Source organism: Lysinibacillus sp. CD3-6 (assembly GCF_006351725.2).
In the GTDB taxonomy this organism is placed as follows: Bacteria; Bacillota; Bacilli; order Bacillales_A; family Planococcaceae; genus Lysinibacillus.
The window spans coordinates 4,361,699-4,378,905 of the sequence record NZ_CP085880.1 but is presented as its reverse complement, the minus strand read 5'-3'; the positions used below and the strand labels follow the sequence as shown (position 1 = coordinate 4,378,905).

18 protein-coding genes are annotated in these 17,207 nt (G+C 37.6%); 16 read left to right on the top strand and 2 right to left on the bottom strand.

Annotated features, from left to right (window positions below; translation table 11 throughout):
- Window positions 1-36 precede the first annotated feature (36 nt).
- Window positions 37-1,224: an FtsW/RodA/SpoVE family cell cycle protein gene (locus FH508_RS21685; protein ID WP_228134192.1), complete on the bottom strand. Its 1,188-nt coding sequence runs from the start codon at window positions 1,222-1,224 to the stop codon at window positions 37-39.
- A 172-nt stretch (window positions 1,225-1,396) separates the two neighbouring features.
- Here FH508_RS21685 and FH508_RS21680 point away from each other — a divergent pair, with 172 nt between their 5' ends.
- From FH508_RS21680 to FH508_RS21645, 8 genes are all read left to right on the top strand, one after another.
- Window positions 1,397-2,149, top strand: coding sequence for a hypothetical protein (locus tag FH508_RS21680; protein ID WP_228134191.1), 753 nt, complete (start codon window positions 1,397-1,399; stop codon window positions 2,147-2,149).
- Between the two features lie 201 nt (window positions 2,150-2,350).
- Window positions 2,351-3,430, top strand: coding sequence for a D-alanine--D-alanine ligase (locus tag FH508_RS21675; protein ID WP_228134190.1), 1,080 nt, complete (start codon window positions 2,351-2,353; stop codon window positions 3,428-3,430).
- 11 nt (window positions 3,431-3,441) lie between these two features.
- A complete protein-coding gene (murF, locus tag FH508_RS21670) occupies window positions 3,442-4,809 on the top strand; it encodes a UDP-N-acetylmuramoyl-tripeptide--D-alanyl-D-alanine ligase (RefSeq protein WP_228134189.1) in 1,368 nt (455 codons plus the stop codon).
- Window positions 4,810-4,955: 146 nt separating this feature from the next.
- Window positions 4,956-5,648, top strand: coding sequence for an alpha/beta hydrolase (locus tag FH508_RS21665; RefSeq protein ID WP_228134188.1), 693 nt, complete (start codon window positions 4,956-4,958; stop codon window positions 5,646-5,648).
- A 348-nt stretch (window positions 5,649-5,996) separates the two neighbouring features.
- Window positions 5,997-7,541: a degradosome RNA helicase CshA gene (locus FH508_RS21660; protein WP_228134187.1), complete on the top strand. Its 1,545-nt coding sequence runs from the start codon at window positions 5,997-5,999 to the stop codon at window positions 7,539-7,541.
- A 111-nt stretch (window positions 7,542-7,652) separates the two neighbouring features.
- Complete coding sequence (locus FH508_RS21655; RefSeq protein WP_228134186.1) at window positions 7,653-8,132, top strand: PH domain-containing protein; 480 nt, start codon at window positions 7,653-7,655, stop codon at window positions 8,130-8,132.
- Window positions 8,125-9,600, top strand: a complete 1,476-nt coding sequence (locus FH508_RS21650; protein WP_228134529.1) for a PH domain-containing protein — start codon at window positions 8,125-8,127, stop codon at window positions 9,598-9,600. The genes FH508_RS21655 and FH508_RS21650 overlap by 8 nt, the downstream gene beginning before the upstream one ends.
- 112 nt (window positions 9,601-9,712) lie before the next feature.
- On the top strand, window positions 9,713-10,288 hold the full coding sequence (locus FH508_RS21645) for a GNAT family N-acetyltransferase (RefSeq protein ID WP_228134185.1): 576 nt from the start codon (window positions 9,713-9,715) through the stop codon (window positions 10,286-10,288).
- 102 nt (window positions 10,289-10,390) lie between these two features.
- Here FH508_RS21645 and FH508_RS21640 read toward each other — a convergent pair whose 3' ends face one another.
- Window positions 10,391-11,011 carry a rhomboid family intramembrane serine protease gene (locus tag FH508_RS21640; protein ID WP_228134184.1) on the bottom strand — a complete coding sequence of 207 codons (621 nt, stop codon included), beginning with the start codon at window positions 11,009-11,011 and terminating at the stop codon, window positions 10,391-10,393.
- 64 nt (window positions 11,012-11,075) lie between these two features.
- On the opposite strand from FH508_RS21640, the gene acpS reads away from it, so the two are divergent.
- The 8 genes from acpS (at window position 11,076) to sigB (ending at window position 17,151) form a co-directional block, all read left to right on the top strand.
- Window positions 11,076-11,429 carry a holo-ACP synthase gene (gene acpS, locus FH508_RS21635; protein WP_228134183.1) on the top strand — a complete coding sequence of 118 codons (354 nt, stop codon included), beginning with the start codon at window positions 11,076-11,078 and terminating at the stop codon, window positions 11,427-11,429.
- Between the two features lie 91 nt (window positions 11,430-11,520).
- Window positions 11,521-12,612 (top strand): LolA family protein, encoded by a 1,092-nt coding sequence (locus FH508_RS21630; protein WP_228134182.1) that lies wholly within the window; start codon window positions 11,521-11,523, stop codon window positions 12,610-12,612.
- A 472-nt stretch (window positions 12,613-13,084) separates the two neighbouring features.
- A complete protein-coding gene (alr, locus tag FH508_RS21625; RefSeq protein WP_228134181.1) occupies window positions 13,085-14,206 on the top strand; it encodes an alanine racemase in 1,122 nt (373 codons plus the stop codon).
- A gap of 472 nt (window positions 14,207-14,678) precedes the next feature.
- The gene (locus tag FH508_RS21620) at window positions 14,679-14,942 is read left to right on the top strand and encodes a hypothetical protein (protein WP_139859927.1); all 264 of its coding nucleotides are present in this window, start codon (window positions 14,679-14,681) and stop codon (window positions 14,940-14,942) included.
- A 4-nt stretch (window positions 14,943-14,946) separates the two neighbouring features.
- Window positions 14,947-15,297, top strand: coding sequence for a type II toxin-antitoxin system PemK/MazF family toxin (locus FH508_RS21615; protein WP_008177055.1), 351 nt, complete (start codon window positions 14,947-14,949; stop codon window positions 15,295-15,297).
- A 289-nt stretch (window positions 15,298-15,586) separates the two neighbouring features.
- Window positions 15,587-15,931 (top strand): STAS domain-containing protein, encoded by a 345-nt coding sequence (locus FH508_RS21610; RefSeq protein WP_139859925.1) that lies wholly within the window; start codon window positions 15,587-15,589, stop codon window positions 15,929-15,931.
- Window positions 15,918-16,388 carry an anti-sigma B factor RsbW gene (gene rsbW, locus FH508_RS21605; protein WP_139859923.1) on the top strand — a complete coding sequence of 157 codons (471 nt, stop codon included), beginning with the start codon at window positions 15,918-15,920 and terminating at the stop codon, window positions 16,386-16,388. Before FH508_RS21610 ends, rsbW begins: the two co-directional genes overlap by 14 nt.
- Window positions 16,366-17,151, top strand: a complete 786-nt coding sequence (sigB, locus tag FH508_RS21600; protein WP_139859921.1) for an RNA polymerase sigma factor SigB — start codon at window positions 16,366-16,368, stop codon at window positions 17,149-17,151. Before rsbW ends, sigB begins: the two co-directional genes overlap by 23 nt.
- Window positions 17,152-17,207: the final 56 nt, after the last annotated feature.

The window sequence follows — 17,207 nt, the reverse complement described above, 5'->3', positions numbered from 1 at the left end:
AAAATGAAGACAATCCATTCTTTTTTATTTCAGTTTTTAATCATCTTCATCGTGCGTTGTAAACATGTAAGTACGATAATGGAAACGCATGCTAAAGACCAGTCCAATGGCGAGCGCATTGCCCATTAGTGAACTTCCTCCATAGCTAATGAATGGAAGTGGAATACCTGTAATTGGTAATAATTGAATTGTCATGCCTATATTTTCGAATACGTGGAAGGTAATCATTGCAATAATTCCTGCACATACATAAGTTGAAAAAGGATCTTTTAACAAAAGAGTTGTTTTTGTTAAATGATAGATTAACAAAAAGAAAATACAGATTACGATACTTGCACCAATAAATCCCCATTCCTCACCAATGACGGTAAATATGAAGTCCGTATGATTTTCTGCTACGTATACTTCGCGACCACGGAAACCTTTACCGAAAATTTCGCCAGAACCTATGGCGTTTAAGGAAGTGATTAAATGGTAGCCATCACTAGAAGAATATGAATAAGGATCTAGCCAAGAATAAATTCTGGCAAACTGGTAAGCTTTAAAGCCAAATGTTTTTTCTAAAAAGTCCTGCATGTAAAGCGCCATCCAAAGGAGACTTCCCCCGATAACTGCGCCCCCTAAAAAAGTAGGTAATATAATCTTCCAAGAAATACCTGCTACAATGACAAGTGCTGCGGTAATTGCAAAGAAAACGAGTGCAGATCCAAGGTCAGGCTGTTTCATAATAATACCAAGTGGTATAATCAACGTTATACCGATTTTGCCTAGTAAAATGAAGTCTGATTTTATAGATCTTAAAGAATAAACTTCATGGTGCTTACTAATAAGTCGCGCAAGTGCTAAAATATAAAAAGTTTTCATAAATTCGGAGGGCTGGATATTGCCGAGCGGTGTATGGAACCAGCTTTTTGCTCCATTTACAGGCTCACCAATCTGACCTTTTCCTTCCGGCATGAAAATAAGTAAAACTAAAAGGGCGATCCCTGCTCCATACATATACCAAGCCATTTTTTTATATTGATCGGGTTCGAAAAACATAATGACACCGATAATAACTGCACCAATTACATACCACTGTAACTGCTTTGGTACGTAGTTAATGCCGTATTGTCCAGAAGTTTGCGCAGATGCAATAGCTAACAAACTAATGACAAGGAAAGTGAAAAGTATAAAAGCGAGCGTCCAGTCAAAACGGTTCACGAAATTTCGTTTATTTTCCATAAAAGCCACCTAAAATAAAATAGTTTAAAGAGATGCGTACATACGCATGTTGAACATTAACATTATAACGCAAAAAACAATTTTACGCCTGAGTATATTGTTCTGACGACAAATAGCATAAAATGTTTCAAAAAATGATGATTAGTTTTATAATGAAGTGAAGAATGGGGTGATGGTTGTGGCTAAGAAATTAAAGTCAGCTGAAGATTTTATGTATCATATATATGTTCATATGAACGATGTCGATAAATTTGTTATTTTTAGCGGGCTTAAGCTTTCGCAATTTGTGGCTGCTTTAGATCCACTGCATCACTTACTTTTACTTAAGCATTCCTATGAAGATGGATCATTTAATATGCATACACAGTTTGATTATGTACCAGACGAGGAGGTTCCTCGTTTTGTAAAAAAGGCTACAGAGTCAAAGGAATTGTGTTGGATAGACTTTATGGATGAAAAGAGGCTAGATCAGCTGACTGCAATGGAGCAAGGAGAACTGCTTTACATTAGCCATAAAAAAGAACCGATTACATCGCCATTTTTTAATAAACTGCAAAATCGGTTTGTGTATTGTTCTTCGGATGTAGAAAAAATGACAAAGATTTATTTTCGCCATTTAAGTGATTCGGATTTACTTGTTGCAAATGTCATTAACTCGTTAATTCGTGAGAAAGAACGAAGCACGGGTTTTTGGAGACGGAAAGTAAAATCAAGTATTCCTTGTCTTACACCAGAATTTTTGAGAGCTTATCGTTCTTTTGCTAAGGATGGTGCATTGTTATCACTATATCGCATCGAGAAGCCGAAAGCTGCATATGGTATAGAAATTCGTAATTTATCAGATTATAACTTCCCAGATGAAGTCTGGGATGATTTAAATACAATTTTGAAAAATGAACACGATGAATTGATTCAAATTATTTAGCGCTATTTAGCAGGTATTTCACCAGCCAAATATCAAGGGAACCGAAGCAAGTGATAGTCTGTCATTTACTTAGGTGATAACTTTTGAATGAATAAGGCACTCAAATCTCACCGTAATTTTGACGGTGAGATTTTTATGTCATTTGTCAAGACGTTTCGTGATAAACTAATAATACTCAAGAAGTATGTGGAGGGCACAAAAATGAAAAAAAGAATCGGTTTATTATACGGCGGAAAATCAGCGGAGCATGAAGTGTCATTGTCGACAGCGTGTGCGGTCACTGGAGCTTTGAATTTCGAGGAGTATGAGATATATCCGATTTACATTACACAAAGTGGGGAATGGCGACGCGGGGAGCGTTTAGAAAAACCTGCAAGCTCGATTGAAGAATTGCAATTTGGTGATGATGCCATTGTTTTAGAAAATAATATTACAGCATTTTTAATCGATCAAAATGGCGCAGCAGTACAATTTGATGTTATTTTCCCTTTACTGCACGGCACAAATGGGGAAGATGGAACCGTACAGGGCTTACTTGAAGTATTAAATCTTCCGTATGTCGGAAATGGTGTATTGGCGTCATCAGCAGGTATGGATAAAGTGATTATGAAGCAATTGTTTGAAATTGCGGGTTTACCACAAGTGCCATATACGTACTTCATTCGCAGTGAATGGACTAATGAGCAAGAGACTATTTTAACGCGCTGTGAAGAAACATTGGCTTGGCCGATGTTTGTAAAGCCTGCCAATTTAGGATCAAGTGTTGGCATAAGTAAGGCTTCAAATCGTCAAGAGCTTATGAAAGCGATTGAGGTGGCTTTGCAATTTGACCGTAAAATTGTAGTGGAGCAAGGAATTGTAGCACGTGAAATTGAACTAGCTGTACTGGGCAATGATTATCCAGAAGTTTCAGTGCCAGGTGAGATTAAACCTATGACTGAATTTTATGATTACGACTCGAAATATAAGGATGGCTCAACGGCGCTTATTATTCCTGCAGAGCTACCTACAGATGTTGTAACAAGCTTAAAAGAACATGCAAAAAGCGCGTTTAAAATTTTAGATGGAAGCGGTTTAGTACGTGCAGACTTCTTTGTTACGGCAGATCATGACATATATATTAACGAAGTAAATACGATGCCAGGTTTTACGCCTGTAAGTATGTATCCGCTTCTTTGGCAACATACAAATGTAAGCTATCCAGAGCTTATTAATCGACTGATTGCGCTAGCACTTGAGCGTTATGAGGAAAAACAACAGCTTCAATATAAAAAAGACTGAGTGGGATTATTGTGAAAAAGACATTAAAACAATTAGCAGCATGGTTGAATGTTGAGGAGCCAGCTTTTGGAGAGACGGTAGTAACTGGTATATCTATTGATACAAGAACGATCAATCAAGGAGATTTATTTGTACCATTTCGTGGAGAAATGGCAAATGGTCATAAGTTTGTACAACAAGCTTTTGGAAAAGGAGCTGGTGCTTCGCTTTGGCAAAAAGATGAACCGAATCCACCAAAGGGTGTTCCGTTATTATTTGTCGATGACCCAGAGCTGGCATTACAGCAAATGGCACGTGCTTATCGTGACGAGCATAAGGCAACTTTTATTGGCATTACAGGCTCGAATGGTAAAACGTCAACAAAGGATATTTTAGCAGGTACGCTTGCTCCGTTTTTTAAAGTGCAAAAAACGATTGGCAATTTTAATAACCAACTAGGTTTACCGATTACGATTTTACAGCTTGATGAGGATACAGACGTTGCAGTACTTGAGATGGGCATGAGTGGCTTTGGTGAGATTGAATTTTTAACAAAATTAGCTCGACCTCATATAACGGTAATTACAAATATTGGCGAGGCGCATATGCAGGATTTAGGCTCTCGTGCAGGCATTGCTAAAGCGAAGTTTGAAATTATTCAAGGCATGCAGAAGAATGGTGTCCTTTTTTATGATGGTGACGAACCATTGCTAAAAGAACTTGTTGCAAAAGAGCAAAATTTAAATGCGAAGGCATTTGGTTTAGAACGAGGCGATTTGTTATATGCTGACAATATTGAGGCAACAGCCAATGGAAGTAGCTTTACAACGCACGGCGCGATTGAAGGTGATTTCTTTATCTCAGTTCTTGGTAAGCACCAAGTGAAAAACACATTGATTGCAATGCTTATCGCCCAAAAGCTAGGGTTAAATGATGAACAAATTCGCGAATCGCTAAAAGGTGTCACATTAACAGATATGCGCATGCAACAAGTATATGGAAATCAAGGTGCATTATTTATTAATGATGCCTACAATGCTGCTCCTACATCTGTAAAGGCTGCTATTCAGTTTATTGCAACAACGACGATTCGTCCTGAAAAGTGGCTTGTCTTAGGGGATATGCTCGAGCTTGGAGCGAATGAACAAAGCTTCCATGAAGACTTATCACTAGCTATTCATGAAGGTGAGATTGACTACGTTTGTTTATATGGTCCACGTATGGCCTATTTATATGAAGTGTTAAAAGAACGTTTTGATGCTGATCATTTACTATATGAGCAAGATGATTTTGCACCAATTATTGCAAAGCTTCAACAGGCTACGGAACAGTCCATCGTTTTATTAAAGGGCTCACGTGGCATGAAGCTAGAAACGATTTTACAAGCATTTACTTCATAATTTATTATAATGAATAGTTACCGACAGGGTAAAAATCCGCTTTTGCTGTAATAGACATCATATGCGGGTTTTTACCTTTTTTAAAAAAAAGCATAATGGCGGGCTATATTGCTCGTAAAACGTCCACTTTTATAGAGGTGAGAGTAATGGCAATAGGTGTATTATGTTTACATGGATTTTCAGGTGGGGCTTATGAAGTAGAGCCTTTTACCGCTTATTTACGTGCTAATACAAATTGGTTAATCGAAGCACCTACTTTATCAGGACATGGGGAAGAACTGAATATGAAAGGTTTTACAGCACAGCATTGGTTAATGGATGCCGAGTTGGCTTTTCGAGCGCTTTCAAAAAAAGTCGAGGAAATTATTGTTGTTGGTTTTTCAATGGGCGGAATTATTGCGCTCTACTTAGCAAAGCGATATAAAGTGAAGAAGCTCGTACTGCTCAGTGCGGCAGCTAAATATGTAAGCCCTAAGCAACTCGTAAAGGATTTTAAAATGCTGGCGACTGAGGCGTATCATCGAAACCTTTCTAATAATGAGCTGTATTTGAGATATCGACATAAGTTTAATAATGTGCCATTATCAGCAACAATCGAATTTATGAAACTTGTTCAAAAGGTGGCGCCATATTATCAAGATATTAAAGTGCCTGTTTATATTATTCAGGGGAAATTAGATGGGATTGTACCATATCATACCGCCCAATTTTTATTCGATCAATTAGCCTCCATGAATAAAAAGTTGTATTTTTCTGATAATGGAAAACATCATATTTGTTATTGTGAAGATTGTTTTGACTGGTTTACGAAGGTTTTAGTGTTTTTAAAAGAGCAATAAAGTAGTCAGATTATTACGACTCATGCGTTATCGTTGCATACGGTTCATTACCATGATAGACTAGTGTAAGCAATGGATACATTTTGTGCGAAGACTCTTCATAATTTGGTTGAAGAGTACTTTTTTTTGAACATAACGGTTTTATTCTAAGTGAATAATTACGCAGAATCAAACCGCTCGGTAAAGACCGGGCTTTCCTTTTCATATAAGAGAGCTCTACATGGAACTTTGTAGAGAAAATTTTTAAGTAACGGAAACGTTCCACAACACAGGCTCGAATTTGCCGACAACTTCATCTGAAAATGTAACCATTTGTCAACTTAAAAGGAAAAAAGGAGATTGAGAAGTTTGACAAATTTTTCAGAATTAAATATTAGCGAATCTACATTACGTTCAGTAAAACGTATGGGATTCGAAGAAGCAACACCAATCCAAGAGGGAACTATTCGTTTTGCCATTGAAGGTCGCGATGTATTAGGTCAAGCGCAAACTGGTACAGGTAAAACTGCCGCTTTTGGTATTCCACTTATCGAGAAAATCGATCCTAAAAACCCTAATATCCAAGCATTAGTAATTGCTCCAACTCGTGAATTAGCGATTCAAGTTTCAGAAGAACTATATAAAATCGGTTACGACAAGCGTGTGAAATTATTATCAGTTTACGGTGGTCAAGAAATCGGCCGTCAAATTCGTGCACTGAAAAATAAACCACAAATTATTGTTGGGACACCAGGTCGTATTTTAGACCATATTAATCGTCGTACTTTAAAACTAGAAGATGTTCAAACACTTGTATTGGACGAAGCAGATGAAATGTTAAACATGGGCTTCATCGAAGACATTAACTCAATTTTAGAAAACGTACCTGCTGAGCGTCAAACATTATTATTCTCAGCTACAATGCCACCAGCAATCCGTAAAATTGCTGAAACATTTATGCGTGAACCTGAAATTGTAAAAATTAAAGCAAAAGAATTAACAGTGGATAACATTGAACAATTTTTTGTAAAAGCTGCTGAACGTGAAAAATTCGATGTTTTATCTCGTCTATTGAATGTTCACCAACCAGAATTAGCAATTATCTTTGGACGTACAAAACGTCGCGTAGATGAGTTAGCACAAGCTTTATCAATCCGCGGATACCTTGCTGAAGGAATTCACGGTGATTTAAGCCAAGCAAAACGTATTTCAGTATTACGTCAATTTAAAGAAAATAAAATTGATATCCTAGTTGCAACAGATGTTGCCGCTCGTGGTCTTGATATTTCAGGCGTTACACATGTATATAACTTTGATATTCCTCAAGACCCTGAGTCTTACGTTCACCGTATCGGTCGTACTGGCCGTGCAGGAAAATCAGGTCTTGCAGTAACGTTTGTAACACCTCGTGAAATGGGTTATTTACGTATCGTTGAAGAAACAACGAAAAAACGTATGACACCACTTCGTCCACCAACAAATGACGAAGCTTTAGTAGGTCAACAACGTTTAGCTATTGAGACGCTTGAAGGTATTATTTCAACTAATAACTTAGGTGATTATCGTACATTAGCTACAGAAGTTCTTGAAAACCATGATGCAATTGATGTAGTAGCTGCTGCATTACGTTCATTAACAAAAGAGCCAGATGATTCGCCTGTTACAATTACAGAAGAACGTCCATTACCAATGCGCCGTGAGCGTTCTGGTGGCGGCGGCGGTCGCGGTGGTGATCGTAACGGTCGTAACAGAAACGGTGGCGGTCGTAGCTATGGCGGTAACCGTCGTGAAGGTAGTGGTGGCGGAGATCGTCGCAACAGTGGAGGCCGTCGTGAAGGTGGTCGTCGCGAAGGCGGAGCTCGCCGTGAAGGTGGACAAGGTCGTTCACGTGCACCACGTCGTCATGAAGACTAATTAATTTTTGAACCTTACAGTCAAATTGGCTGTAAGGTTTTTTTGTATTTATAATGAAACAAATTAGTGTTAGTGTACGTATACATAGGTAATTAAAAGAGGGGGAACAACATGAGAGCTGAACCAATTCATCAAATTTCTCGAAAAGGGTTAACGGTATGGCGATTGTATGGTGTTTTACAAACACTACTATTGTTAGTCATATCTGCTTTGGTATGTTACGGAACTTATTATTTTGAATGGCCTTCATTTATTTATATCATCGCAATTGCTGTTGTTTTATTAAGCGTTTTTTTATTGGTGTATTTATTTCCTAAGATTCGTTGGGAGCGTTGGCGATATGAAGTCCGTGAACATGAAATTGAAGTGCAACATGGATTATTTGTAGTAAAACGCACACTCATACCAATGGTACGTGTACAACATGTTGATACTACACAGGGACCAATTTTAAAAAGATATAGCTTAGGTAATATTTCAATCTCTACAGCTGCCACAGTACATACCATTCCTGCGCTTGTCATGAACGAAGCAGATGGACTTCGTGCGCGTATTTCGGAATTAGCAAGGGTGGCAGAAGATGATGTCTAATGAAATTTATCGTTTGCACCCTGTATCGGCTATTATTTCTAGTGTCAAAGCACTAAAAAGTATGATACTTCCTGTTGCTATTATTATTATTAGTAACGGTTTTAACTTTTCATTTAATTTCCGCAGCGAATATTTTTTTGAAACAGTGTTATTGTTTGGTGTGTGGGGAGTAGCGGCTGTGCTTGCGCTAGTTGGTGGTATCGTTAAATGGCGTACCTTTGTTTATTGGTTTGAGGATGGCGAATTACGGGTGAAGTATGGGTTATTCGTAAAAAAGAAGCGATATATTCCTTTTGAACGTATTCAAAGCTTAAATTATCATGAAGGTATTTTTCACCGTATCTTCGGTTTAGTAAAGGTGCAAGTAGAGACTGCAGGGAATAAGGGCGGTAAGCCAGAGGCAGAATTAACAGCTATTCGAAAAAATGCGGCAGATGTAATAGAGCAAGAGATGCGTCGAGCAAAAACGCAAGTAGCTAAACATCTAGACGAAGAACAATCACCTGAGCAGCAAGTCGGTGAAATAACGGCTCCTGCAATTTATCATATGTCAATGCGGGATTTACTTGTGTTAGCAACGACTTCTGGTGGGATAGGCGTAGTGTTGTCTGGTCTTGCAGCAATAGTCTCGCAGTTTTCAGATATTATTCCCTATGATGAAGTCTTCCATGAACTGGCGGATTTTGCGAAGGTGGGGGCATTTTTAGTTGCCGTAATGGTTATGTTCGTCCTTATTGTTGCTTGGTTAGTATCGGTAGTCATCACACTTGTAAATTATTATGGTTATACAGTTCGCATTGAAGATGAAAAGCTAATGATTACTAAGGGGTTACTGGAAAAGAAAAGAATTACACTACCGTTAAATCGAATACAGGCAATCCGAATTGTTGAAAATCCTTTGAGACAAGTATTTGGCTTTGCAACTGTTGTTGTAGAAAGTGCTGGTGGCAACGGTGAAAATGGTAGAGATAAGAAAATTGCATTGTTTCCACTAATTAAAAAGCAAGATTGTTTGCAAACATTAGTGCAACTTTTCCCTGAAATGAATTGGCAACCTGAATTTACAAGGGCTCCGAAACGAGCACGTCCATTTTTTTATCGCATCGACTTTTTCTGGCTTGTACCGATTATAGGCGCTTGTAGTTATTACTTCTATCCTTATGGGTTGTTGTCATTATTGTTAATTCCACTATCCATATTACTTGGCGTTTGGCAACATAGAACAGCAGGTTATATGATCGATGGAAAGCAACTTGCAATGCAATATCGTATATTCAGCCGTATTACATTGTTTATGGAGAAAAAACGGATACAATCTATGGAAAGTAGTCAAACGTATTTCCAAAAACGCAAGCAAGTAATGTCTATAAAAGCTACGGTAATGTCAGGGATGTCTGGTATGACGGGTAATGTTCCGAGCCTAGAGCAACAAGATGCCGAAACCATATTATCTTGGTATGAACATTAATAGAGAAATAAGCTAATCTTTACATGGAAATGTGGAGATTGGCTTTTTTTATATACAAAAATAGTAAAAACGCGTTTATAATAGAATAAATCGGCGAAAAGGGGTGGAATTAATGTTTAGATACAGCATAAATGAACACACATATTTAAAAATGTTAGATTTAAGCGATGTAGATGAATTATTTGCACTAACGGATCGTTCGCGAGACACTTTACGTGAGTGGTTACCCTTTGTAGACAATGTGAGATCAGTGAAAGATACGGAGCATTTTGTACGTAATGCGATGCAACAATATGTTGATAATAACGGGATACAGGCTGGGATTTACTATGATGGTAAGTTAGCAGGCGTTATTGGTTATCACCAAGTAAATTGGCAACATAAATGGACGAGCATTGGCTATTGGCTTGGTAATGATTTTGTTGGCAAGGGGCTTGTGACGAATTCTATGAAGGCGTTCATCGATTTTGCTTTTGACTATTTAAAGTTACATCGTATTGAAGTACGAGTTGCAGTAGGAAATATTCGTAGCCGTACAATTCCAAAAGTATTAGGTTTTAATGAAGAAGGACGGTTACGGGATGCTGAATGGTTATACGATCATTATGTAGATCAAGTCGTATATGGGTTAACCGCAACAGAATGGAAAAAAATAAAAATGGCTAAAGAGGATACAGTTGTACTATAATTTCAATACCATAACAGTGAGGTAACGTTTGTGAGCTAAAAAAGAGGACTAGCCCAAAGTGATGAAGATATCACAGTTTGGGTTAGCTCCTCTTTTTATAAGCTATTTGCCAGCCATTTTTTGCTTGCGCCAGCTTAAAATTCTTGTGGGATGTAAGTAAATAAGACCGAGAATGAAACCTGTCACTAAACCACCTATATGGGCATAAACATTTACATTGGACTGTAAGAAAGTCATGATGACACTGATGACGATAATCGGCAATATAAGCTTACGAAGCATTGGCATCGTGCGACGAGTATAGTAAACAAGAGCACCGAATGCTCCAAAAATCCCGAAAATTGCACCACTTGCGCCAAGGCTTGCATAGCTTCCATCATTAAGCATAAAGGTTGCCATGTTACCTACGATGCCAGATAATAAGTAAATCGTAATGAAACGTGCTTTACCAGCAATTTTTTCGAGTTCTGGTCCAAATAAAAACAGAGAAAACATATTAAATAGCACATGCATAAAGTTTGCATGCAAAAACATGGCTGAGAATACTCGCCACCATTCACCGCTTTGTATGAGGAAATTGACTTGAATCCCATAGTTCCACAGCAGCTCCCCTATAATAGGAATAAGGGTTAATACATAAAGAATTAGATTCACAGCTATTAATGTTGAAACAACAGGGTAATAACTTGTATATTGCTTAAAATTTTCTGTTCTACTAAACATAGCTCCACCTCAATTTACAATTATTATACATGGCTTTTTGGAAATAAGAAAAGGAGAAGTTCATATGATTAAAGGAATAGGTCTCGACATTGTAGAAACCGAGCGTATTGTGAAGGCAATGACACGGACGGATAAATTTAAAGACCGAATATTATCAGAGAAAGAAAGAGCACTATTTGCTTTGCATACGGAATCTCGCAAAGTAGAATTTTTAGCAGGACGATTTGCGGCAAAAGAGGCTTTTTCAAAAGCGCTAGGTACTGGTATCGGTAAAGATTGTGCATTGCAAGATATTGAAATATTAAGAGGGGAAGCTGGTAACCCTGTTTTATATTTTAAAGGAGAGCCTGTGAATGGCTTTGTCAGCATCACGCATTCTAAGCAATATGCAGCCGCGCAAGTAATATTACTGTTGTAATAAAATATATTGCCTTTTCATCAAATGACATAACTGACACATACGGTTCATATATTGTCGTAGTGGATTTGAAAGAAGAAAGGGTGAAAGCGTGGGCAACCGTTTAGTTACTTGGCTCGTCTTAATTTGTGCGATATTACTTCTGTCGGCGTGTGGTACAGCCTCACAGGAAAAAGTGTTAAAGAAAGTTAATGGTAAATGGTCAGAGACGAATGGTTATGAGTTAGATGCTAAGATGGAGATTAAATCAGGAGGAGAACCTAGAACGTATGATGTTACAGTATGGCATACTAAGCCTGATTTCTATCGAGTGGAAGTAGTTGAAAGTGGAAAAGATGTTTCACAAATGATTGTGCGGAATGCTGATGGCGTTTTTGTAGTTACACCAACATTAAACAAAATGTATAAGTTCCAAAGTGATTGGCCAAAGAAAAATAGTCAGGCATATTTAATCGGAGCACTAGCAGAAGATTTAGCTGAAGATAAAAATTTAGTCATGAAAGAAGAGGACAAAGCATATATATTTGAAGCGGCTACTAGAAATAGCTATAAAAATAGTATGCCTCACCAAGTCATTACAGTGGATAAGAAAACTATGCTTCCTACGTCTGTAGTTATTATGAATGATGTTAAGGAAGAGCAAATCCGTATTACATTTAATAATATTAAATTAGGTGTACAACATGCTGCTAAAGAGTATGCTGTTGAGCAATTTACAGAATCAGATGATTCAAAAGGCGAACAAGCTGCACCTACAAATAAAGATGAAAAAGATGCAACAGATGATAAAGGTGCTAAAGGTGAAGATGGCGAAAAAGAGGCTGTCGGTGCAGAGGTAGAGTATGAGGAGTTCCAAACGCATTATCCAGTTGTCAATTTTGAGAACACTAAAATGACGGATGAAAAGGCTATTCGTGAGGGTGGCATGGATCGTGTTATTTTAACATTCGAAGGTGATAAAGCGTTCACAGTTATGCAACAACCAGTTATGAAGGAGACGTCTATGTTACCAGTTACGTCGCCTGGCGATCCTGTAGACTTAGGGTTTACAATCGGTGCTATTACCGATACGTCTATTAGCTGGGAAAAAGATGGAGTTGCATTCTTTGTAGCTTCTAGTAAATTAACTAGAGAAGAAATGATGGAAGTTGCCGCTTCCATGACGATAAGTAGTATGAAATAATATTTAAGCTACAGCTTTCTTTAGCGGAAAGCTGTAACTTATTAGAAAAATGCACGTTTAATCACTACACTATTCTATCGATTAATACTATCTATAGAATAGTGTTATGTAATTTATAAAAAACGTACTGTTTTTTATAGGGAAAAAAAGGGAGATGGCAGCGCGTCGTCGAATTTAAGTAATTAGCTGTAAATTTTTAAGTAAGTGGAGCTAAGTATAATTCGAATTGTGGACGAGTATTACGCCTGAAATTTAACTTACATTTGCAGAAGTTCTCTACTTCGATAAGTGGAGGCTGAATGCACTGCATCAGTAGGAAGTTTTTCAATCCTTGCTGAATCAAGTTGAAGAACCCCGAAAGAAGTCATTAATATTGTAATCTGGATGTAATGAAGCCAAGGCATAATTGAATTGTTATATGGTAGTTTTTTCAATACATAACGGTTTAATAAATAAAAAAGAGGGTATTCTAATGGAGACACAGCAGCAATTTAGACCAACGAAAGCAATTGTAGACTTACAAGCAATTCAGCAAAATATAAAAAAATTAAAAGAACTACTTCAACCAAATGTACAAATAATCGCAGTCGTAAAAGCCAATGCATACGGACATGGGGATATAGCAGTAGCTCAAGCTGCTTTGGAAGCTGGCGCAACGATGCTTGCAGTGGCTACACCAGACGAAGCATTACATATTCGAGCACATTTCGAAGAACCAGACATACTAATATTAGGAGCCTCGCCAGTAGCGTTTGCACCCTATGCAGCGCAACAGCGTATTACACAGACTGTATTTTCTAGTGAATGGATACAGCAAGCTTCAACGCTGCTAGCTGGTGAGGCAAATCCTTTACAACTACATATAAAGGTTGATAGCGGGATGGGGCGAATTGGGGTTCGCACAGAGCAAGAATTGCTAGAGGTATACGATACAATCCAGTCGACATACAATGTAGAATTGGATGGCATATTTACTCATTTTGCCACTGCCGATGAGGAAGAAACAGCTTATTTCAATAGTCAGGTACAATTATTTGAAAAGCTTATCTCTACATTACCTAAAAAACCTAGACTAGTACATGCATCGAATACAGCTGCGGCATTAGTGAAAGATCATCATTTACACTATGACGCTGTCCGTTATGGCATCTCTATGTATGGGTTAGCACCATCTTCTTACGTTGAAGGAATTTTACCATTCCAATTAAATCCTGCATTTTCACTTGAGAGTGAACTTGTGCATGTTAAGCAATTAAAAGCTGGTGATTCAGTAGGTTACGGAGCTTCGTTTATTGCCCAGACTGATATGTGGATTGGAACGATTCCAGTAGGCTACGCAGACGGTGTTATTCGTAAGTTAGCTGGACAAGAGGTACTTATAGACGGACAAAGAATGCCGATAGTCGGACGAATTTGTATGGACCAATGTATGGTTGCTCTACCAAAAGCATATGCTATAGGTAAGAAAGTAACGCTCATTGGTCGTCAAGGGCAGGAAGTTATTTCAATGGATGAATGGGCAGCGAAGCTCGAAACTATTAATTATGAAGTACCATGCATTATTACAGCCAGAGTTCCTCGAGTATACATTTAACTTGTTTTACAAAAGTTACTTTTAGAAGTATTAGTTAAATGAGTAGGTTGCAGTGTGGCTGAATCATCTTAATAGTTCCAGTGCTGGTGGAATTTTAACGACAGTTTTCAAGCAATCCATAAAAAGCCTGGACAATTATGCAGTAAAGCGTAATTGATAGTAGTTATAGCAGTCATCAAAAAAATAATTTCCATTATACTTCGCAGTTATAGAATATTTGTCGAAATTACTAATTGTATGGGGAACTTAATCCTGTTCGGTTATAACGTAGGCATATAGAGGATTTAAGCAATAGGCACCGATGTCCTTTAGACATTTGGAAGCAGTATATACCATCGACAACCAACGAAATTTTACAATTTGTTCTTCAAATTGTCAGATATTTTGTCATTTCATGTCTTTTCAACAATATCTTTCAATGGTAGAATGAGTAGTAATGAAAAAGTGTATGGTTCCGTTGGAGGTGCTTGCTGTGTACGAGAAAAAGTTAAGAGAAGCTACAATTGCTGTTCAAGATAGACTGTTTCTACAAACAAAGGAAGTAATTGAAGGTGAATCTTTTGTGCGTTTTTTGTCGCGCAAAAATTTAATGCAGGAGCAACCAAATCAAATACGGGAAGCTATGATGAAAGGATATGTTGAAATGTCTCATATTAATCTGATGATTGCAAGTGAATGCTTGCACGCGGAATATGAAGCACAACATACGGTGGAGCGTCTCGTTAGCGGGGGATGACACTTTGAATGTAAAACGTGGTGACGTTTTTTTTGCAGATTTATCGCCGGTAGTTGGGTCCGAACAGGGTGGCACTAGGCCGGTATTGATTATTCAAAATGATATTGGAAATCGATTTAGTCCAACTGTCATCATCGCAGCAATTACTGCACAGATTCAAAAGGCAAAGTTACCGACACATGTTGAAATAAATGCTGAGAAGTATGGATTTGAACGTGACTCGGTCATTTTGCTTGAGCAAGTACGTACAATCGATAAGTCTAGATTGACTGATCGTATTACACAGCTCGATCATGCAGTGATGGAAAAAGTGGATGGAGCGTTGATGATTAGTTTAGGGCTAGTTAAATTTTGATATACATATGTGTATAGAAACATCAGGGATTTTACATCCTGGTGTTTTTTTATTTATTTGCGTTATCATAAAGTTAGTTTACTATTTAATAGTATTAATAGAATGAAAAAAATTGCAAGTCATATTGATTAATAAGTTTGTAGAAGATTGTTGAGGCTTTTCTATTACCTCAAAAAAAAATTACAGTTATGATATTAAATATAATTATTTATGTTTAACATCCGATAAATGTGGGAATAGAAAAAAGTCGAATAAATATGGTGGAATAAATTTGGTGGAGGTGTGCTGTATGGACATGGTGGTACATTTTAAAAAAGAGGGTACGAAATTATATGGGTTTGTTGAAGGTGAGATTGATACGTATACAGCCTCAGGTCTTCGTGAGGAGCTAGAGGCAGTTAAGGTTACAAAAGGGATGGAAATTAAATTAGATTTATCGAAAGTTAATTATATGGATAGTACAGGACTAGGGATTTTTGTAGCTTTCTACAAAAGAGCTTTGCGTGAAGAAGGTAAAGTGAAAATTGTTGGACTATCTAAACGATTACAAAGATTATTTGAAATTACTGGCTTAAGTGAACTGATGGATATTGAAACTGATAAAAAGGTGGAATTAAGCAATGAAGGAATTTGATTATATTGAAATAAGGGTTCCTGCAAAACCTCAGTTTGTCAGTGTCATTCGTTTAACTGTTTCTGGATTAGCGAATCGTATAGGTTTTAGCTACGATGAAATTGAGGATTTAAAGATTGCTGTTAGTGAAGCGGTAACGAATGTTGTGCACCATGCTTATAAAGATGCTGAGGAAGGCGAAATTGTAATAGGTTGTGCCCTTTATGAAAACAAGTTGGAAATGATGATTGCGGATTATGGAAACAGCTTTAATTTTGAAGAGGTTAAAACGAAAATAGGGCCTTATCATCCTGAAGATAGTATTGCAGGGCTTAGAGAGGGCGGTTTAGGACTTTATTTAATGGAAACTTTGATGGATGAGGTGATGATTAATAACGATGGTGGCGTAACTGTTTTCATGACAAAGTACGTCGCTAGGGAGCAGGTGGAAAAAAATGTCGAAAGAATCACTACATAAATCTTCTTCAAAGGAAGATGTATTAAAGTGGATAGCACAGTACCAAACAACTGAGGATGAAGAAGCACAAACCAATTTGGTTATTCATTATCGAAATTTAGTTGAATCCATCGCACGCAAATATTCGTATGGTAAATCTTATTATGATGATATTGTGCAAGTAGGAATGTTGGGGTTACTAGGTGCAATTAGACGTTTTGATGCAAGTTTTGGCCGCAGTTTTGAGGCATTTGCAGTACCAACTATTGTTGGAGAGATTAAGCGATTTTTACGAGATAAAACATGGGACGTACATGTGCCAAGACGAATTAAAGAGATAGGGCCACGTATTAAATCGACTGTAGAATCGTTAACAATAGAATTCCAACGCTCACCTTCTATTCAAGAAATTGCTGAGCGTTTAGAGGTACCAGAAGAAGAAGTTTTAGAAGCGATGGAGATGAGTCGCAGTTATCAAGCACTTTCAATGGATCATTCAATAGAATCAGATAATGACGGAAGTACTGTCACTCTAGCTGATATTATGGGTAAAGAAGATATGGGTTATGAAATGACCAATAGAAGGATGATTGTTGCTGATGCTATGGAAGTTTTAAATGAACGAGAAAAGCAAGTTATCCAGCTTACTTATCTAGAACAGCTTAGCCAAAAAGAAGCGGGAGAACAATTGGGCATTTCTCAAATGCATGTATCAAGAATTCAACGAAAAGCAATTAAAAAATTACAAGAAGTCGTTCTTGCAAGTGGTAGTGTACCGCTGTGAGGATGACATGAAGGTGTTTATTACTAGCGGATTACTCCATCCGATAGCAATAAGCA

Coding starts and splice junctions, on each gene's coding strand:
- acpS (WP_228134183.1), top strand. CDS start 11,076: ATGATTAAAGGAATAGGTCTCGACATTGTAGAAACCGAGCGTATTGTG.
- FH508_RS21675 (WP_228134190.1), top strand. CDS start 2,351: ATGAAAAAAAGAATCGGTTTATTATACGGCGGAAAATCAGCGGAGCAT.
- alr (WP_228134181.1), top strand. CDS start 13,085: ATGGAGACACAGCAGCAATTTAGACCAACGAAAGCAATTGTAGACTTA.
- FH508_RS21665 (WP_228134188.1), top strand. CDS start 4,956: ATGGCAATAGGTGTATTATGTTTACATGGATTTTCAGGTGGGGCTTAT.
- FH508_RS21685 (WP_228134192.1), bottom strand. CDS start 1,224: ATGGAAAATAAACGAAATTTCGTGAACCGTTTTGACTGGACGCTCGCT.
- FH508_RS21655 (WP_228134186.1), top strand. CDS start 7,653: ATGAGAGCTGAACCAATTCATCAAATTTCTCGAAAAGGGTTAACGGTA.
- FH508_RS21680 (WP_228134191.1), top strand. CDS start 1,397: ATGGTTGTGGCTAAGAAATTAAAGTCAGCTGAAGATTTTATGTATCAT.
- FH508_RS21610 (WP_139859925.1), top strand. CDS start 15,587: ATGGACATGGTGGTACATTTTAAAAAAGAGGGTACGAAATTATATGGG.
- FH508_RS21645 (WP_228134185.1), top strand. CDS start 9,713: ATGTTTAGATACAGCATAAATGAACACACATATTTAAAAATGTTAGAT.
- FH508_RS21640 (WP_228134184.1), bottom strand. CDS start 11,011: ATGTTTAGTAGAACAGAAAATTTTAAGCAATATACAAGTTATTACCCT.
- sigB (WP_139859921.1), top strand. CDS start 16,366: ATGTCGAAAGAATCACTACATAAATCTTCTTCAAAGGAAGATGTATTA.
- rsbW (WP_139859923.1), top strand. CDS start 15,918: ATGAAGGAATTTGATTATATTGAAATAAGGGTTCCTGCAAAACCTCAG.
- FH508_RS21650 (WP_228134529.1), top strand. CDS start 8,125: ATGTCTAATGAAATTTATCGTTTGCACCCTGTATCGGCTATTATTTCT.